Source organism: Lentzea sp. NPDC054927 (assembly GCF_053610285.1).
This window is the reverse complement of the sequence record NZ_JBSGXZ010000032.1, coordinates 12875-30562: the sequence shown is the minus strand read 5'-3', so window position 1 is coordinate 30562 and position 17688 is coordinate 12875. Positions and strand designations below refer to the sequence as shown.

At 66.9% G+C, this 17688-nt stretch carries 20 protein-coding genes; 10 read left to right on the top strand and 10 right to left on the bottom strand.

Going from position 1 to position 17688, the window contains the following annotated elements; translation table 11 throughout:
- Window positions 1-7 precede the first annotated feature (7 nt).
- The 6 genes from ACWGE0_RS32035 to ACWGE0_RS32010 all read right to left on the bottom strand — a co-directional run bounded on the left by ACWGE0_RS32035 (window position 8) and on the right by ACWGE0_RS32010 (window position 4280).
- Entirely contained in the window at window positions 8-550 is a 543-nt protein-coding gene (locus tag ACWGE0_RS32035) for a F0F1 ATP synthase subunit B (RefSeq protein WP_452264715.1), read from the bottom strand.
- A 41-nt stretch (window positions 551-591) separates the two neighbouring features.
- Window positions 592-849, bottom strand: a complete 258-nt coding sequence (locus ACWGE0_RS32030) for an ATP F0F1 synthase subunit C (protein ID WP_452264646.1) — start codon at window positions 847-849, stop codon at window positions 592-594.
- Between the two features lie 64 nt (window positions 850-913).
- Entirely contained in the window at window positions 914-1690 is a 777-nt protein-coding gene (atpB, locus tag ACWGE0_RS32025; RefSeq protein ID WP_452264645.1) for a F0F1 ATP synthase subunit A, read from the bottom strand.
- A 150-nt stretch (window positions 1691-1840) separates the two neighbouring features.
- Complete coding sequence (locus ACWGE0_RS32020; protein WP_090008762.1) at window positions 1841-2287, bottom strand: hypothetical protein; 447 nt, start codon at window positions 2285-2287, stop codon at window positions 1841-1843.
- 118 nt (window positions 2288-2405) lie between these two features.
- A complete protein-coding gene (locus ACWGE0_RS32015) occupies window positions 2406-3545 on the bottom strand; it encodes a glycosyltransferase family 4 protein (protein ID WP_166043735.1) in 1140 nt (379 codons plus the stop codon).
- A gap of 84 nt (window positions 3546-3629) precedes the next feature.
- Window positions 3630-4280, bottom strand: a complete 651-nt coding sequence (locus tag ACWGE0_RS32010) for an L-threonylcarbamoyladenylate synthase (RefSeq protein ID WP_452264644.1) — start codon at window positions 4278-4280, stop codon at window positions 3630-3632.
- A gap of 991 nt (window positions 4281-5271) precedes the next feature.
- Between ACWGE0_RS32010 and ACWGE0_RS32005 the strand changes: the two genes are divergently transcribed.
- The 8 genes from ACWGE0_RS32005 (at window position 5272) to ACWGE0_RS31970 (ending at window position 10888) form a co-directional block, all read left to right on the top strand.
- Window positions 5272-5712, top strand: a complete 441-nt coding sequence (locus tag ACWGE0_RS32005; protein ID WP_452264643.1) for a hypothetical protein — start codon at window positions 5272-5274, stop codon at window positions 5710-5712.
- Window positions 5709-6230 (top strand): DUF3558 domain-containing protein, encoded by a 522-nt coding sequence (locus ACWGE0_RS32000; RefSeq protein ID WP_452264642.1) that lies wholly within the window; start codon window positions 5709-5711, stop codon window positions 6228-6230. Before ACWGE0_RS32005 ends, ACWGE0_RS32000 begins: the two co-directional genes overlap by 4 nt.
- A gap of 22 nt (window positions 6231-6252) precedes the next feature.
- Window positions 6253-7491, top strand: a complete 1239-nt coding sequence (locus ACWGE0_RS31995) for a hypothetical protein (RefSeq protein WP_452264641.1) — start codon at window positions 6253-6255, stop codon at window positions 7489-7491.
- Entirely contained in the window at window positions 7488-8240 is a 753-nt protein-coding gene (locus ACWGE0_RS31990) for an ESX secretion-associated protein EspG (protein WP_452264640.1), read from the top strand. Before ACWGE0_RS31995 ends, ACWGE0_RS31990 begins: the two co-directional genes overlap by 4 nt.
- Entirely contained in the window at window positions 8237-8722 is a 486-nt protein-coding gene (locus tag ACWGE0_RS31985; protein WP_452264639.1) for a YbaB/EbfC family nucleoid-associated protein, read from the top strand. The genes ACWGE0_RS31990 and ACWGE0_RS31985 overlap by 4 nt, the downstream gene beginning before the upstream one ends.
- The gene (locus tag ACWGE0_RS31980; protein ID WP_452264638.1) at window positions 8719-9021 is read left to right on the top strand and encodes a type VII secretion target; all 303 of its coding nucleotides are present in this window, start codon (window positions 8719-8721) and stop codon (window positions 9019-9021) included. Before ACWGE0_RS31985 ends, ACWGE0_RS31980 begins: the two co-directional genes overlap by 4 nt.
- Window positions 9018-10262, top strand: a complete 1245-nt coding sequence (locus ACWGE0_RS31975; RefSeq protein ID WP_452264637.1) for a hypothetical protein — start codon at window positions 9018-9020, stop codon at window positions 10260-10262. Before ACWGE0_RS31980 ends, ACWGE0_RS31975 begins: the two co-directional genes overlap by 4 nt.
- 98 nt (window positions 10263-10360) lie before the next feature.
- Entirely contained in the window at window positions 10361-10888 is a 528-nt protein-coding gene (locus tag ACWGE0_RS31970; RefSeq protein ID WP_452264636.1) for a hypothetical protein, read from the top strand.
- Window positions 10889-11002: 114 nt separating this feature from the next.
- Here ACWGE0_RS31970 and ACWGE0_RS31965 read toward each other — a convergent pair whose 3' ends face one another.
- Window positions 11003-11959: a toll/interleukin-1 receptor domain-containing protein gene (locus ACWGE0_RS31965; RefSeq protein WP_452264635.1), complete on the bottom strand. Its 957-nt coding sequence runs from the start codon at window positions 11957-11959 to the stop codon at window positions 11003-11005.
- 217 nt (window positions 11960-12176) lie between these two features.
- On the opposite strand from ACWGE0_RS31965, the gene ACWGE0_RS31960 reads away from it, so the two are divergent.
- Both ACWGE0_RS31960 and ACWGE0_RS31955 read left to right on the top strand, forming a co-directional pair.
- Complete coding sequence (locus tag ACWGE0_RS31960) at window positions 12177-13850, top strand: hypothetical protein (protein ID WP_452264634.1); 1674 nt, start codon at window positions 12177-12179, stop codon at window positions 13848-13850.
- The gene (locus ACWGE0_RS31955; protein ID WP_452264633.1) at window positions 13850-14173 is read left to right on the top strand and encodes a hypothetical protein; all 324 of its coding nucleotides are present in this window, start codon (window positions 13850-13852) and stop codon (window positions 14171-14173) included. The genes ACWGE0_RS31960 and ACWGE0_RS31955 overlap by 1 nt, the downstream gene beginning before the upstream one ends.
- Before the next feature lie 4 nt (window positions 14174-14177).
- On the opposite strand, the gene prmC is transcribed toward ACWGE0_RS31955, so the two are convergent.
- From prmC to ACWGE0_RS31940, 3 genes are read right to left on the bottom strand one after another with little or no spacing between them, the layout of a single operon-like run.
- The gene (gene prmC / locus ACWGE0_RS31950) at window positions 14178-15044 is read right to left on the bottom strand and encodes a peptide chain release factor N(5)-glutamine methyltransferase (RefSeq protein ID WP_452264632.1); all 867 of its coding nucleotides are present in this window, start codon (window positions 15042-15044) and stop codon (window positions 14178-14180) included.
- Between the two features lie 20 nt (window positions 15045-15064).
- Window positions 15065-16450: a dihydrolipoyl dehydrogenase gene (gene lpdA / locus ACWGE0_RS31945; protein ID WP_452264631.1), complete on the bottom strand. Its 1386-nt coding sequence runs from the start codon at window positions 16448-16450 to the stop codon at window positions 15065-15067.
- Window positions 16451-16459: 9 nt separating this feature from the next.
- Window positions 16460-17668, bottom strand: coding sequence for an acyl-CoA thioester hydrolase/BAAT C-terminal domain-containing protein (locus ACWGE0_RS31940; protein WP_452264630.1), 1209 nt, complete (start codon window positions 17666-17668; stop codon window positions 16460-16462).
- Between the last annotated feature and the right edge of the window lie 20 nt (window positions 17669-17688).

Genomic DNA, 17688 nt, shown 5'->3' with positions numbered 1-17688 from the left:
GCTGCCTCTACTTGCTCGCCGGCGCCGCGACGGCGTCCAGCTCGTTGAGGAAGCGGTCGACGGTGCCGCGCTGGCGGGCCTCGTCCTCGAGGGACTCGCCCACGACCTTGCTCGCCAGTTCGACGGCGGTGCGACCGAGGTCGGCACGCAGCTCGGCGACGATCTGGGCGCGCTGCGCGTCCAGCTGGTGCTGGCCCTGCGCGACGATGCGGGCGGACTCGGCCTGCGCCTGCTCACGCAGTTCGTCGATGATCTGCAGGCCCTCGGCCCGCGCGTCATCACGGATGCGGGCGGCCTCGGCGCGAGCCTCGGCCAGCTGCTCCTTGTACTGCTCGAGCGTGCGCTGAGCCTCGGCCTGGGCCTGCTCCGCCTTCTCGATGCCACCCTCGATCTTGGCCGTCCGCTCCGCGTACAGCGCCTCGAAGCGCGGCGACACGAACTTCTTGACGACGAAGAGCAGGAGCAGGAACGCGACCAGGCCGAGGATGATCTCCGCGGTGTGCGGAACGACCGGGTTGACCTTGGAGGGGTCCTCCGCGGCCAGGATCAAGGCGTGGAACACGACGTCTCCTAACGCGTTGAAGGGTTAGGTCAGGCGCCGACGTTGGCGGTCGCGATGAAGTACACGACGAAGCCGATCAGCGCGAGGACCTCGACGATGGCGAAGGTGGTCCACGCGAGGCCGAGCAGCACGCCGCGGGCCTCGGGCTGGCGGGCGGTGCCGCTGATGACCGAGGAGAAGATCAGACCGACACCGATGCCGGGGCCGATCGCGGCGAGGCCGTAACCGATGGCCGCAAGACCCGGGTTGATGTTGGCGGCGTCCTGGGCGATCTGGAGAGCGCTCACTGTTGCTGTTCCCTTTCCAACTCGGTCCGCGAGAGTTCGCGGATCGGAGGCTTTGTGCTGTTTCTCAGTGCTCTTCTGCCAGCGCCATGCCGATGTAGCTGGCAGACAGCAGCGCGAAGATGTAGGCCTGCAGGCACATGATCAGTGCCTCCAGGAAGGTCAGCGCGATGGCGAAGGCGAAGGACACCGGCGCCACGATGACGGTCAGCCCGCCATTGAGCAGCAGGAACTCACCGGCCAGGGTGAACACCAGCAGCAGGAGGTGACCCGCGAACATTGCCGCGAAAACTCGGATCGCCAGCGTGAGCGGGTTCAGGATGAACTTCTGGAAGAACTCGATCGGGATCAGCAGCGGGAGCACGAACCACGGCGCGCCCGGCGGAACCGTCTGGTGCTTCAAGTAGCCCACGAAGCCGTGCCGCTTGAACCCGACGAAGTGGTACACCGGGTAAACAACGAGCAACGAAACGGCGAGCGGGAAGCCGATGTGCGACATCGTGGGGAACTGGACGATCGGGATCAGACCGAACAGGTTGTTCACCAAGATGAAGCAGAAGATCGTGAGGATCAGCGGGACGAAGGGCTTGAAGTCCTTCGCGCCGATCTGCTCCCTGGCGATGTTGTTGCGCCCGAAGTCGTAAAGCGACTCGGCGGCGAACTGGAACTTGCCGGGAACGACCTTGAGGTTGCGGGTCGCCGCAATGAAGAAGACGGCGATGATCACGATCGACAGCACCAGCAGGACCATCGGCTTCGTGACGTCACCGAAGATCGGCGGGAGGAAGAAGTCCTTCACACCGGGAGCAACGAACTCGCCCCCCGAAGCCAGCAACTTGGTCACTGTGTTCCTTCCGGTTCTCCCGGCCGGCGTTCACTCCGCCGGGGGAATCGTCACGATCTGGACTTAACGTACCTTACGGTTCGCAAGCGACTGCCAGAGGCACCCCTGCTATCGGGTGTCCCTGGTCTGCGCGGACCATATCAGCAGGTCTCAGGTGCCTTCGGAGGCGGGGACCACCATCTGACTACGGCTGCGCTTGGAAGCTCTGGCCTCCAAGAACGACGTCACGAGCACCGTCGCCACCAGGGTGATTCCCAGTGCCTTGGGTTCGAGCCACGACTGGTTGCGCAGCAGGATCACCGCGAGCAGCAGCACGATCAGCTTGCCCATGAATCCGCCGAGTGCGGCGACCATCACGAACATCGGATCAAGCGCCGCCGTCTTGCGCATCAACAACAGCGTGGCAAGGCTCGAACCGATGGCGATAGCACCACCGATCAATGATCCGAAGAGACCAGCGGTCCCCCAGATCACAGTTGACACGACGACGCCCAGGACAAACGTGCCGAGCGCGGCCCACGCGGCCTCGCGGAACATTTCCCCGGCGAGTCGCTGGACGGTCAGCTCGTGCGTGACGGCCTTGTCCGCATCGCTCATGTCCCGAAGTCTAGGAACCCGCTTTCCGGCACCTGCGGGCAGCCCCGGGTTAACGGTGGTTAAGCGGCCCCAAACAAGATGCCGCACCAATTTCCCGGGCAGCCGCTCTGATCGATCCTCAGGACTTGCGGGCTTCCCTGAGCCGCGGGATCACCGACACCACGAACGTCACGATGAGCCCGATGACGAAGCACGTCGCCACGATGACCGGGTCGAACAGCGTGAGTGCCACGGCACCGAACGCCAGCACGCCGGCCCACAAGTAGATGAGCAGCACGGCGCGGCGCTGCGAGTGCCCGATCTCCAGCAACCGGTGGTGCAGGTGCATCTTGTCCGGCGAGAACGGGCTTTCGCCGCGGCGGGTGCGACGGATGATCGCCATCAGCAGGTCGAGCAGCGGCACGAACAGCACGGCGGCGACCACGATCAGCGGCGAGAGCAGACCGAGCAGGTCGGCCGCGCTGCCGGTGGCCTGGTTGATCTTGCCGGACGCGCTGGTGGTGGCGGCGGCGAGCATGAGGCCGATGAGCATCGAGCCCGAGTCGCCCATGAAGATGCGCGCGGGGTTGAAGTTGTGCGGCAGGAAGCCCAGGCACGCGCCGGCGAGCGCGGCGGCGATCAGCGCGGGCGGGTAGGCCTCGACCGCGCCCTGGCGTTCGACGAGCAGGCCGATCGAGAACGCGCAGGTGGCCGCGGCGGCGATGAGTCCGATGCCGGCGGCCAGGCCGTCGAGGCCGTCGACGAAGTTCATCGCGTTGATCATCGTGACCGCGAGCAGCACGGTCAGCAGCGCGCCCTGGTTCTGGTCGAGCGAGATGGTCGCGCCGCCGTCCCACGGCACCCACGCGATCATCCACTGCAGGCCGAACAACACGAGGATGCCCGCCGCCGTGACCTGGCCGGCGAGCTTGGTGAGCGAGTCGAGCTCGAACCTGTCGTCGATCGCACCCACGAGCACGATGACGCCGCCCGCGACGATGACGCCCCACGGATCGTTGGAGAAGTCGAACGCCGTCCGCAGCACCGGCAGTTGGTGCGCCACGAACATGCCGCACAGCACGCCGCCGTAGATGGCGACACCGCCCATGCGCGGCATCGGCTGCACGTGCACGTCACGTTGCCGCGGGTAGGCCACCGCCCCGAGCTTGAACGCCATCGCGCGCACCAGACCGACGAGCAGGAACGTCACGACGGCGGCGATCAACGCGACGAGCAGGTACTCGCGCACGGGAAGGACGAACGAGGATGCGGGCCCCACGGGCCTACCAATCAATCGGGAGCGATTCGGGGGTGCTCGCCACGGTACCCCCGCGGCGACATGATCAATTCTGGCAGCAACGCGTCACCGCGCGACGTCGACCTCGATGCCGAGCACCTCGTTGACCTCTTCCTTGCTGACCGCGCCCTCACGCAGGATCAACGCGTCCGGCCCGGTGAGATCAACAATGGTCGAGGCGACGTTCTCACCGCTGAGCCCACCGTCGAGATACACCGGCACGGCGTCACCGAGCTGATCCCTGGCCTCCTGCGCGCTGGACGCCGGGGCGAACCCGGTCTTGTTCGCGCTGGACACGGCCATCGGACCGACATCGCGCAACAACTCGAGCGCAACCGGATGCAACGGCATGCGCAACATCACCGTGCCGCGCGTCTGCCCCAAGTCCCAGGCCAGGCTGGGCGCGTGCGGCAACACGATGCTCAACCCACCGGGCCAGAACGCCTCGATGAGCGCCCGAGCCTGCCGAGGCACGCTGAGCACCAGCCCGTCGATGGTGGTCCAAGACCCCACCAACACCGGCACCGGCATGTCAGGCCCGCGCCCCTTGGCGTCGAGAAGACTCCGGACGGCCTCCGCGTCGAACGCGTCGCAGCCGATCCCGTAAACCGTGTCGGTGGGCAGGACGACAAGCCGCCCGCTCCGCACCGCACCGGCCGCGGCGGCGAGTCCAGCCGCGCGGTTGCTCGGTTCGCTGCAGTCGTAAACCGTGCTCACCTCGCTGAGCCTAGCCAGCCGCCCCGACCGAGTGACGCAAGGCCTGCCTTAGTCACGCAGCGCTCTCCCCGCCCCTCAACCCCAGGCCGCTACGGTGAGGTCGATCTGGGGGATTGATGGTGTCGCCGATCATCACGCCGTACTCACAGAACTACCCGCCCCACACCCCAACCCCGCCATCCAGTACGGCGGCGTGGCGGTCCACGACGCTTGCGCGCTGATCCCGATCGACTGCCTGAGCTCGCTCGGCGTCTCACTCTCCCCCGACCACATACGATCGGCCACGAGCACCTGGACACAGACGTCCCGGCGGAAGCCGCGATCACACCGGGCGCCCGCGAAGCAATCAGCCGATGTTCGTACCCGCTGTCCAACAACAGCCTGTACAACTTGCCCTAGCGCGCCGATCTGGTCGTGGACATCAACTTCGACGACAAGAACCCGCCCCCTACGGCACCCTGGACACTCCAGCTTTCGCCACGGCGCTGAAAACCCCTGCCCTACGGGGAATCTCGTCCGGCCCGACCGCCCGGTCCGCCACGTCTGCACATCCCCGGTGGACCAGGTGAAGAACCCGTGCTCGGTGGCGAGCCGAGACGCTTTCACGCTGGCATTCCCCCGTCCACCGGCACCCCGCAATGGTCGAGGGCAGCTACCCCCTCAAGGCCTCGGTCGCCAAGCCCCCGCCAGCAGCGACGCCCGCCTCGGCGCTCCTTCGTGCCGCCGCAGCAACATCGTGCCGAGGGGCACCCTGAACACAGCGCAGACCACACCCCAGCTGGTGCCCGCGGCCCAGTCGATCTCATCGGTGGGCGTCTTCCGCTGACCGAAACCCGCGCGTTCATTCTCACTTAGCGCGTTCACGACCTCCCTGACCAGGCAAAGTTTTAGCCCAAACGGGGATGAGTAGTTCAACGCATCCCCCAAACGGGCGCACAACTGTAAGGTCATGAGCCGACCACAGAGCGCAATCGGGGAGGGTCGAGCTTCTGTGTCCGAAGAAGCAACATCATGGGGGAAGCCCGCACGCAGCCTGACGAGCAAGTCCGTCCAGGCAGCGCTGGGCAGCGGCGCCGCAGACATCGCGGCAGCCAGCAAGGCGGTGGCTGCGGCCACCGCGTCCGGAACGTTCTCCGTCGATCCGGACGTCGTTGACAGCATGATCAAGAAGCTGACCGATCTGCAGGATCAGCTGGACAGGATGTTGCGCCGGTCGCACGAGCTAAGTCAGGACACCAAGCTCGGTGACGGATATGCCCGTGTGATCAGCCAGAACAACTCGCAGTTCGGCGAAGCAGCTACGGGACAGGTTCGGGAAGCTATCCGCGAAATCAATACCCTGAAGACCGCAATCGAAAAGAGTCGCGCTTCCTACCAGAACACAGACCAGGCTGGCGCCGATTCACTCAAGAACCTCAACGGGAAGTCATGAAGCGCATCCTCATCGCCTCCGCCATCGGCCTGGCGGCACTGACCGCAGGCTGCACCGGCACTACCGGCGAAGCCAAACCGGATCCAACCACCAGCAGCTCAGCCCCTACGGGCGACTCCAAGCTCGCATCGATCAAGCCGTGCGAGCTGCTTTCTGAAGCAGAGGCGACAGGCCTCGGCTACACCTATCCCGGCGAAGACGCCGACATCGGCACGGCGGATGGCTGCGACTGGATCATCAGTGGCAACGGCGGGACCAGCGCGAGCATCCGCACTAAGTCCGGAATCAAGGACTTGAATCCCAAGAGCGACAAGATCTCGGACGTCAAAATCGGCCGATTCTCCGGCCTCAAGGTCGAGGCACCGGACGGTGACAAGGGTGCGTGCACCATCTTGATCTCTGTCACCGACGGCTCCTCGGTTTCAATCCTCTCGACCATGGGCGCGAGCCTGGACACGTCCGCTGCGTGCGAGCGTGCATCCAAGGTGGCGGACCTGGTCGGACAGAAGTTGTCGTAACAACGCCCGAGGGGGGAATCTCATGGCGCCCACCAAGCCCACCGTCCAACCGTCGACGGAGAACTACCCGGCCCAAGAGCACGACCACATGAAGAACCTGGTCAACCAGAATTACGATCCGACCGCCGCGACAAGCGTGATCGACGCATGGACGCAGTTCGGTACCAAGTTCCGAGAGCTGGCGCAGGACTTCAACAAGATCGTCAACGACTCGCAGGGCGGGTGGAACGGTGCGGCTGCCGAGGGGGTTCGGCAGGCGCTGACCAAGGTCAGCAAGTTCGCTGACGAGACGGGTACGGCCTTTCACAGCACGGCCGGCGCCATTGCGGTGCAGCGGGATGCGGCGGTGCAGGCGAACCGGAGCATGCCGACGCCCGTCGAGTTCGACCCGTTGAAGATCGCGGGCAAGTGGGGTACCGCTGCCGTCATCGCGCCGCCGGCCATGATCGGCGGGGCCGTCGAGATGATCTCCACGCACAACGAGAAGCAAGAGGCCAAGCAAGAAGCTGTGCGGGTCATGCAGCAGCGGGACACCACGATGATGTCCGCGGCGCAGTCGATGCCCGCCTTGGACGCCACCCCTGAGGTCACCAAGGACCAGGGTGTCACGCAGACGAGCAGCACCACGCACTCGCAGAGCCTCAGCAACGTCAACACCGTCCGGCCCCCGGCCAGCACGGGCATGCCGGTTGGCACGAGCAACAACGGCACCACCAACCCGGCTTGGGTCGCGCCGCCGTCGACGCCGCCGCCCGCACCGGGCAACAACCAGAACCTCCCACCCGGCGGTCAGAACAGGCCGCTGATCGCGCCGCTCAGCGGGTTTCCGCCCGGCAGCCGGCCTCCTGGCGGCGGCCAGACCGGCAGGCCACCCGGCGGCGGTGCAGGCAGGCCTCCTGGTGGCGGCACTGGCATGCGGCCGGGCGGTGGTGGCGGCGGCGGTACAGGCGGTGGCGGCGCGGGTCGTGGCATGGGTCCCGGTGGCATGGCCGGAGCCGCCGGTCGCGGCATGGGCAGCTTCGGACCGGCCAACCCCGGCGGTGCCGCGGGCGTCATGGGGACTGGCGGTGGTCCGGGCGGCGCTGGTGCTGGTGCCGGGGCTGCCGGACGCGGGGGCGCGGCCGGTGCGGGTGCCGGAGGTGCCGGAGGTGGCGCGGGCCAGGGCGAGGAGGACAAGGAGCACAAGTCCAACTACCTGATCCCGACCGACGAGTTCTTCGACGACGATCGCATGGTCGCGCCGCCGGTGATCGGCGGATGAGGCAGATCGCTCAGCTCTCCCTGCCCGCGTTCGAGGTCCTCTGGGAGGACCTGCGGGCGGGGAGCATTCCGTATCCGTTCGACGTCAGCCAGCACGGCGAGACGTTGGACGAGCGCGCCCGCATCAAGGCCGCGGTGCACAGCGATCTCGAACGCCGGGGGCTCGCGCGGCGCGGCAGGCCGGAGCCCGACCTCGAGGACGCGCTGAACCTGTTGGCACGGCCCGAGTTGCGCGTCATCGCCATGTGCATTCCGGACATGAACCAGCAGAAGCTGGTCCGGGCCAGCGTGGTGGCGCGCGGCGGCTACGCGGTGCTGGTGACCCAGGAGGACACCACCGTCACGTTGAAACTGGTGCAGCCCAACGAGATCGCGACCAGCCTGGCGAACGTCATGCCGCCGGGGCGCCCCGGCCCTGGCAAGCCGGTGACGGTGCCGGGCGAGGCCTTCGAAGCCCAAGCGCCACAGCAACAAGGCTTTCGGCAGGCGGTCCGCACGGCGGAGAACGACGACGTCCGCCTCGCCAAGCAGATGCTGACCGGCCCGGCCATCGGCAACGGCCACTTCGTCGTCCAGCTGGCACAGGGCCGCACCAAGCGGGACTTCCCGCCGATCACCTGGATCGACACGAACCAGGGCCGCTATTCCAACGTCGAGACCCGCAACGGCTGGTTCACCATCAGCCCGGCGGACAACATGGGCCTGGCACGACACCTCGGACAGGTGCTGGCGATGACGAGCGAGCGATGAACCCGGAACAGATGATCGCGGACCTCGAGTCCAAGGCGCAGCAGCTCCAGCAACGCTCCCAGCAGATGCAGGAGCAGATCCAGAACGCCAGCAGCACCATCACCTCCCCCAACGAGGCGGTGACCGTGCGCGTGGCACCCAACGGCGCGTTGCAGCACATCGAGTTCTCACCGGTAGCGATGCGCCTGACGCACGTCCAGCTGAGCCAGCTCGTGATGCAGACCGTGCAGAAGGCCCAGATCCAGTCGGCCGAACAGGTGGCGTCCATTGTGGAGCCCGAGTTCGGCGGCACCAAGGCCATGGACTTCCTGCGCAGCTTCATCCCGCAGCCCGACGAAGAGGAACCGCCGCCACCGCCCGAGGACGGCCAGGTCATGCGCGAGGTGTCCTGGAACGGCCCTGCGCAGCAGCCACCGCCACCGCCGAGGCCCTCGCGGCCCGCGGACGACGATGACGACGGCTTCGGGAGCGTGCTCCGATGACCGGTTTCAGCGTTGACCCGAGCGAGCTGCATTCGTTCGCCACCGGCCAGTTGTCGCGTCAGCAGGCACTCGAAGCAGCAGCAGAGAAGGCGTCCGGCGTGAACCTTGGCGGCGACACGTTCGGGGTGCTGCTGCAGTTCTTCGCCAACGACGCGGAAGAGACCGCGCACAAGACGGTCGAGGCCATCCGCCAGCTCGCCAAAGGGGTCGGCGAAGCTGCGGAGAACACCAAAACCACAGCGATTTTCTACGAGCAGAACGAGGACACCAACCGCGGTCGATTCGGCGGGCCGCGATGAACACCTGGACCGGTTGGGACTCCACCGGCAATCCGTTCGGAACCGACAACTTCGCCGGTGCCGGGGTTTTCGAGTCCCTGGCCCAGACCGTCGACTCGATGGGCAGGCTCGGCGACGGAGACGCCGCTGAGCTGGGGCTCAACGCGGCCGCGCTGGGCCTCGACGCGCTCGGCGTGTTCATGGACCCTGTCGGCGCGCTCGCAACCGCCGGCATCGGCTGGCTCATCGAGCACCTCAGTTTCCTGCGTGAACCGCTGGACTGGCTCGCGGGCAACGGCGACAAGATCAAGGCCGCGGTCGGCACGTGGAACCAGGTGTCCGTCGCGATCGCGCAGATCGCCGACGAACAGAACAAGGCGGTGCAGAGCCAGGTCGGTTCGTGGCAGGAGGCAGCTGCCGAGCGCTTCCGGTCGAGCCAGAGTCAACTCGCCGGCGAGATCACCGCGGTCAGCAAGTCCTGTGCGGCGGCCGCCGAGCAGATCGCCACGGCGGGCACGATCACCGCCGCGGTTCGCGGCATGCTCCGTGACCTCATCGCCATGTTCATCTACGAGGTCATCCGCAACGCGATCATCGCGCTCGCTTCCTCGTACGTGTCCCTGGGCAGCTCGATCGCGGCGTTCTCGGCGTGGGCAGTCGGACGTGGCGCCGTGGTGCTCGGCAAGATCACTCAGCAGATCGCCAAGCTGATGAAGGTCATCACCAGGATCGCCGGCAGGCTCAAGGGTCTGTTCGCCAAACTGGGCGATGTGCTGGCGCGGCTCGCGCGATTCGGCAAGGGCGGCGGCCGAGCGGTGGACGCGCCGAGCGTGCCCCGCACACCAAAGGCCGACGCCGTGAGCGACGCGGGCAAACGGCTGGAGGACTGGGGACAGTCGCGTCCAACCGCAGGCGAGGCGTTCGACAAGCTCAAGCAGGGTGGCCGGGAACTCAAGGACGGCTACCTGGACGCCGGCAACACCTGGAAGAACAAGTACGAGGAGCCCTATGGCGAGAGGGTTCCGTCCAAGCCGTGGCAGCAAGACGCTGTGGACGCGTACACGCCGTTCAAGCCGATCACGAAGGCTGACGGATCCGTCACCCCGCACTCGGTGCCGAACGTGATGGACGGCGGCTACCAGATCAAACTCGGCGCGGACGTCCTCCGCGAAACGTCCAAGCAGGACGAGCTGCAGACGGAAGGCATACCGGACAACGAGAAGAAGGCGTTCGAACGACAGCAGGGATATCTGGACCTGTGACCTCTGCTGACGATCAGCCGCACCGCACTGGCCGGAAGCGCTGGGCTGTGCTCTTGGCGGTGGCGCTCGGTTGTGCTGTCGCAGCGCCACTTCTGGCGATGAAGGGCGACCTGACATCGTTTCTCGCCATCGGCATCGCGCTGGTGTGCGGAGCTGCCGCCTGGTTCGCGACGAAAAAGCTGCGTCCTTGGAGCCAGTCATCGGCATGGGCCCTGCTCGTTGTCGTCGCGATCGCGTTCGTGTCGTCGGTGGGCATCAAGTCGCTGTGGCTCACGGCTTTCGGCGAGCCTGCGAACGGCTGTGTGGTGACCAAGCAGTCGTCCCACACCCCTCGCCGATCACCGACCTACTTCTGGAACGACCTGAACTGCGGCTCCCTGCAGATCACCTACCGTCCCAGCCCCGGTCACACGACGAAGCCGGTCGGCGGGCGGATCGACCTGGTGGTGGACAGCAAGGGAATCGCGGGCTATGCGGAGCCGGACACGATCAAACCGCTGATGAGCGCTCTGGTAGGCGTCGCGGCGCTGGCAGGGGCGGGGTTCATCGCCTCCGTGCTCTGGTGGCCGCCGAAGAAACCGAAGAAACGGCCGGACAAGCCCAAGCTCGAACGCGGATTCCTCTAGGTAGGCGCACACGCGGTCGCGCGCGAGGCGGCGGATCCTCGTAGCGCGCGACCGCGTGCCCTCCCCAGCGTGAAAACATACGGCCGTTTGGCCTCAATGCGATGAACCGTCGTGTTATTGGCCAGGATTTGGCAACTCCGCCCACGACTCCACGACTCGCAGGCCGCTGCGCAGGGCGGTGAGGCCCTCGCGGAACACCACCATCATGCGGCGGATGGGCACGTCGGAGGCTTCCAGGCGGTGGGTGCTCTTCAGCAGCGCTTCCACGCCTGGCACCAACTCCGCCAGTTCGGAGACGAAGGCGGCCTGGAAGGAAGCTTCGGCGGCGCGCAGCAGGCGGTCCGTCTCGAAGGCTCGGCGCTCGAACGAACGGCCCGCGTCGCGCAGGCGGATGGCGGCGGGGCCCAATGCCGGCCAGTCGATGCCCAGCAGGGACTGGAACTCCGTGACGACATCGGACGTCGAGCGGATCACGGCTTGCACGTCGCGGGAGAAGCGGTCCAGTTCTAGGGCGACGTCGACTTCTACTGCGGGCGCACCGACCAGGAGGGCGCGCTCGGCGGCTTCGACGCGGTCTACCAGTTCGCCGGCCAGCGAGAGCATTGTGCGGCGCCACAAGGGAGACGACGGGCCTTCGAGCCAGGCTTCGCGGACGCTGCGGTGCTGGCGTTCCACCACCAGTTGCACGGCCAGGTCCGGGTTGTCGGCGGTCAGGTGGTCGGCGCCCAGCAGGACGACCGGGAGCAGGAGGCCGCGGACGCCCTCGACGAAGGCCTGGTTGTAGAAGAGGAAGAGTTCCTCGCGGCAGTACGGGCGGTCGAAGTAGCGGCGGGTGAGGACGGGCAGGAAGACGGTTGTGCTGCGGACCGCGGCGCGCAGGGTTGGCTGGACGAGGTCTCCCCAGCCGATGGACTCGCGGTCCAGGAAGATCTCCAGGGCTCGGCCGCGGTCGGCGTAGGCGTAGTGGCGCAGCGAGGACGCGAACGGGGTCACGAAGTCCATGACCGTGTCGTCCTGGCGGGCGTAGCTCAGGAAACAGCGGATCGGCGGGGCGTCCGAGAAGGGCGTCATTTGCCCTCGTTCGGCGCATTGACAATTCGCAATTCGTCCACCTTTGACGGATTCCGATCTGGACCCACTATTGTGCCAGCAACAGAGAAAAATACGTGTTGTTCGTTGTCACATCATGTCCCTGACCAGCACAAACACAGAGTGCTTGATTCAATGACAGAAAGTGGACAGGACAATGTCAACTCCCGCGGCGACGACGGGAAGCGATTCTCCGAAGTTGCGCGACGACACGACCCGCTTCCTCTGCGGAGCCGCGCACCGCGACGAGGAGTTCGCGGACTCGGCCATTCGCGAGTACCTCGTGGAGGCCACTCGGTCGATTCCGCGTTCGCCGGGCGTCAACGCCGGCGCGGTGTTGCGGGAGGCGGTGGCGGCTCGCACGAGGCGCAAGGTGCGAGACGCCGTGCTGTTGGTGCTGGCGGTCGCGGTGCTCTTCGCCGGGAGCGGGACGCTGCTCGGGGCGTGGCTGCTGATCGCCTTGACCGTCGCGCTCGGGGCCGGGGCTCGCACGGGGCTCGGTCAACGCGTGCGGCGAGCGTCGCCGCACGTGCGCGGGCCGCTCGCGCTCGGTTCGGTGGCGGGCGGGATCGCGCTGTTGTTCGTGCTGTACAAGCTCACCGACGAGTTCTCCGAGAGCAGCAGCTACAGGCGGTACTACGAAGAGTACGAGCAGGAGAGCGGCGGCGGCGCGATCGCCATCGTGATCATCGGGATCGCGTTGATCTTCGCGGTGCTGCTGGCCGACCGGGTGATCACGTGGCTGCTGATGACGAAGAGCTTCCGCCGCGCCCACTTCAGCACCGGCAGGCCCGAGGAGGAGCTGTGGCGCAACGAGTGGAAGTTCCGCCGGCTTGGGCACTCGAACTACGCCGAAGCGCTCGCGCTGTACCCGATCGACGACGACGAGCCTGATAACCCGGACGAAGCGCAGGTGATCGTCTACCACGGTTATCGGCCCTTCGTCGGCTCCGGCGTGATGTTCGAACCGTGGTCCATGGCGCTGCCTTTGAAGCCCGCCAAGGAGAAGACCGAGGCACCGATGCCCGGATTCGCCCTGCCCGAGCTGTACGAGCACCTCACCGCCGAACTGGTCAAGACGGGCCGATCACCCTCGCTCTCGCCCGGCCACCGGCTGCGCGGGCTCAGGACGGGCGATCGCGTCGTCATCTCGTCCGTCGAGCTGATCGACCACATCGAGGACGCCGAGGCCCGGATCGTTTTGCCGGACAAGGACCACTCGCCGGAAACAGCGGTCGCCAGGTCCGTTGTGGACGATCTGATCGCCAGGCCGATGGAGTGGATGCGGTACTTCCGCTCGTTCCAGGTCGAGACGTGGGACCGCGACGTCGTGGTGTCCGCGTATCTGACGTTCGGGCTGGACGAGGAGATGCTCTACGTCGAGTGGACGCCCTGCATCCTGTACCCGATCCAGGCGCGGCACCGCGAGATCGACGTGCTGCCCGAGCAGTCGATGCGCCCGTTCAACGAAGCGATCGTCGACCTGCTGAAGTTCCCCGCCTCGGTGCCCAAGCGGTTCGCGACGGCCGTGGGCTGGATCAACCCGATCCACCAGGCGGAAAACACGTTCGTCGCCGCACGGTACGGCGCCAGCACCAGCCTGCGCGAGCTCGCCAGCGAGAACCAGGTGGACAACTACTTCCAGCTCACCGACGTCGAGCGCTACATCAAGGTGCTGGAGTCACGGCTGCTCCGCACGATGGGCGAGTTCCTGCAGAGCAAGGGAATCTCGGTCACCGAGTTCATGGAACAGGCCATGCAGGTGACGAACAACAACGTGCACATCACCGGCCCGGTGATCTCCAGCAACATCGCCACGGCCGGCAAGGCACGCACGGGCAGCACGAAGGTCGGCACAGCCAAGGAAAGCTGATGAGCGAACGGAACTTCGAAATCCACGGGCCGGTGATCGGCAGCAATGTCGGCACCAGCGGACGCGCCAGAACCGGGAACGTCCACATCGGACGGATCAAGGACGTCGCCGCCGTGTTGCGGCTCCTCGACGAACTGCGCGAGGACCTGAACGCTGCCAAAGCGCCGACGGCGACCATCGAGGCCGTCGACGACCTGCGGGTGGAGGCGCGCAAACCTCAACCCAGCAAGGACGTCACCGAGCACCTGATGGAGAAGCTGGCCGACCGCGGGCTGGGCGAGCAGATGAAGGACCTGGCGAAGGCCTTCGACGCCCTCTTCTGAAGTCCTACAGCACCCTGCGGGCGGTCGCGAACCTCGGCCGCCCCGCCAGGTCGGCGTGATCGGCGACGTCGGTGAGCACCCGGCGCGCCGACAGCAGCGCCGGCACGGACTCGCCCTGCGTGTCGTCGTGCTCGATTCCGACAGCCCCACCCGGCTTGAGCCACCGCGCTGCCGCCGACACGACGTGCCGGATGACGTCCAGCCCGTCCGCGCCGGAGAACACCGCGTGGTGCGGGTCGTGCACGCCGACCTCGGGCTGCACTTCAGTTCCCTCTGGCACGTAAGGCGGATTGCACACCACGAGATCCACCAGACCGTCCAGATCGGACAGCAGCGAGGGATTCGTGGCGTCACCAGAGTGCAGCCGGATCGGCGTGTCCCCGGCCGCGATGCGCGCCTCGGCGTTGCGCCGCGTCCACGCAAGCGCTTGCGGATCGATCTCGACCGCGTGCACCACCGCGTCCGGCCGGGCCTGCGCGATCGACAGCGCCAACGCCCCGGTTCCCGTGCACAGATCCACGACAACCGGCGAAGAGACGCCCACCAGCGACTTCAGGCCCCACTCCATCAGCAGCTCGGTCTCCGGCCGCGGCACGAACACGCCGGGCCCGACCTCGACCGAGATCGCTCCCATCGGCGCCCAGCCGAGGATGTGCTGCAACGGAATCCGCGACGCCCGCGTCCGGACGAGCTTGTGCAGCTGGTCGATCACCGACGGGTCGACCAGCGGGATGAGCGGCAGCCGCCCGCGCTCCACGCCGAGCACGTGCGCGGCTAGGTACTCCGCGTCGACGCGCGGACTGTCCACGCCCGCCTCGGCGAGGATCTTCGCCGCCTCGGAGACGGCGAGGCGGAGCGGCTGCCGGTTCATCATGAGAAAGTGAAGTTACCTCAGAAGTTGATCATGTGCCCGGCCAGGCCGTGCACGGCTTCCTTGACGGCCTCGCTCAGCGTCGGGTGCGCGTGCACGTTGCGCGCGACCTCGTGCACCGTGAGGTCCCACTGCTGCGCCAGCGTGAGCTCGGGCAGCAGCTCGGTGGCCTCGGGGCCGATGATGTGGCCGCCGAGCAGCTCGCCGTGCGTGCCGTCGCTGATCAGCTTCACGAACCCGGCGAAGTCGCCGAGGCCGTGCGCCTTGCCGTTCGCGGTGAACGGGAACTTCGCGACCTGGACGTCGAAGCCCTTCTCCCGGGCCTGTGCCTCGGTGTAGCCGAACGACGCGATCTGCGGCTGGCAGAACGTCGCCCGCGGGATCATCACGTAGTCGAGTTCCATGGTCTCGGCACCCGCGATGGTCTCCGACGCGATGATGCCCATCGACTCGGCGGCGTGCGCGAGCATCAGCTTCGCGGTGACGTCACCGATGGCGAAGATGTGCGGCACGGACGTGCGGCAGCGGCCGTCGATGTCGATGGCGCCGCGCTCGGTCAGCTTCACGCCGGTGTTCTCGAGGCCGTAGCCGTCGACGCGCGGCACGAAACCGATGGCCTGCATGACCTTGTCGGCCTCCAGCACCTCGGTCGCGCCGTTCTTCGACACGGACACGCGCACCTTCGGGCCGGACTCGTCGATCGACTCGACGCGGGTGCCGACGCGCACGTCGATGCCCAGCTTCTTGTAGCGCTTGAGCAGCTCGGCGGAGATCTCGGCGTCCTCCAGGGGCACCATCCGGTCGAGGAACTCGACGATGGTGACCTTCACGCCGTAGTTGTGCATCACGTAGGCGAACTCGACGCCGATCGCACCCGCGCCGGCGATGATGATCGACTCGGGCAGTTCCTCGGTCATGATCTGCTCTTCGTAGGTCACGACGCGGTCGGACTTCCGCGTGTTCGGCAGCATCCGGGTCGTGGCGCCCACGGCGATGATCGCGTGGCCGAACGTGATGGTCTCGTCCCCGACGGTCAGCGTGTGGTCGTCGGTGAAGTTGGCCCACCCGTTGTACTCGGTGATGCCGTTCTTCTTCATGAGGAAGTGCACGCCCTTGACGCGCCCGTCCGCGACCTTGCGGCTGCGCTGCCACGCCGCGCTGTAGTCGAAGCTGACGGTGCCGTCGACCTTGATGCCGAACGTCTTCTGCTCGTGCGTGAAGATGTGCGCGAGCTCAGCGTTGCGCAGCAGCGCCTTCGACGGGATGCAGCCGACGTTCAAGCAAACGCCGCCCCAGTACTTCTCCTCGACGATGGCGGTCTTCAGCCCCAGCTGAGCCGCACGGATCGCGGCGACGTACCCGCCGGGACCCGCACCCACGACCACGACATCAAAGTGTGCGCTCATAAGCACACCCTAGGTCCCGAGCTGCTCCTGCAAGAACTCAACCGTCCGTTTCCAAGCGTTCGCCTGAGCGTGCGCCGTGGCGTGCGGAACACCACCACCCGAGAAGGTGACACCAGGCCCCGGATAGGTCACGTCGGTGGCGGGCCGGTGCGGCGGGCCCGCGATCAGGTGTCCTGCCTCGGGATACACGACGTGCTCGTACGGGAACGGGTGCTCGTGGTCCTTCAGCCGCCGCAGCGCGACCTCGCTCAGCTCGGCGGACGGCCACCCGTCGTCGTGGCCGGACGAGATGAGCAACACACCCCCGACGATGTTCTCGACGCGGATCTCGGTGTCCTCGGGGATGCCGTCGCTCAGGTCGAACGCCAGCCGGAGCGGCACCGGTTCGTCGTTGACGATCTTGGCGCGCAGGTCTTCGCCCACGTAGTAAGGCAGGTACGGCAGCGGTTCGTCCTTGAGCGTCCACGACGCGGCTTCGTGCGAGAGCTTCTGCAGCAGGTTCGCGCCCGGCCCGATCGCCTGGGTGACCACGCCGCTGCCGACGATGCCCACAACCGCCCTGACCTGCGGGAACGTGGCGCCGACGAGGAGCGCCAGCTCGCCGCCGCGCGAGCCACCGATCACACCGATCTCGCCCGCGCGTTCGGACAGGTACTCGATCGCGGTGCCGAAGTACTCCAGCGGGATGTCTTCGAGGTGCTTCGGCAGGCCCGTCATGCCGAAGTAGCCGAGGGCAAGCGTGACGAACCCGTGCCCGGCCAGCAGAGCGGCGTCGGTCTCGTGGATGCCGCCTTCGGAGCCGCCGAGCACGATCACGCCCGGCAGGTCGCCTCCGTCGTCCTCAGGGGCGAACAGCGTGCCCACGAGACCGTTCTCGCGCACTTCCTGCCGTTCGACGCCCTCGGGCACGGTCAGGCGCTTGATCTCGATCTCGCCGGCGCCCTCGGCGGACAGGCACATCGGGCCTGGTTTGCCGCCGGTGCGTTCGAGGGACCAGAACAGGCCCATCGGATCGACACCGGAGTAGGTGCCTTCTTCAGGGGCGTGCCTGGTGAGGTCCACCACGCCGCGTTCGTCGGCCTTGAAGACGCCGTGGGACGCGCGGTCTCCTGTGGACAGTTGGACGGTGATCTCGTCGCCGGGAGGAAGGCCCACGACGACTACGTCGACCGGTTGGTCGAGGGGCGCTATCTGCGGGTTCACCAGAATCTCGGCCACAACGCGCCCCTCTCACGTCG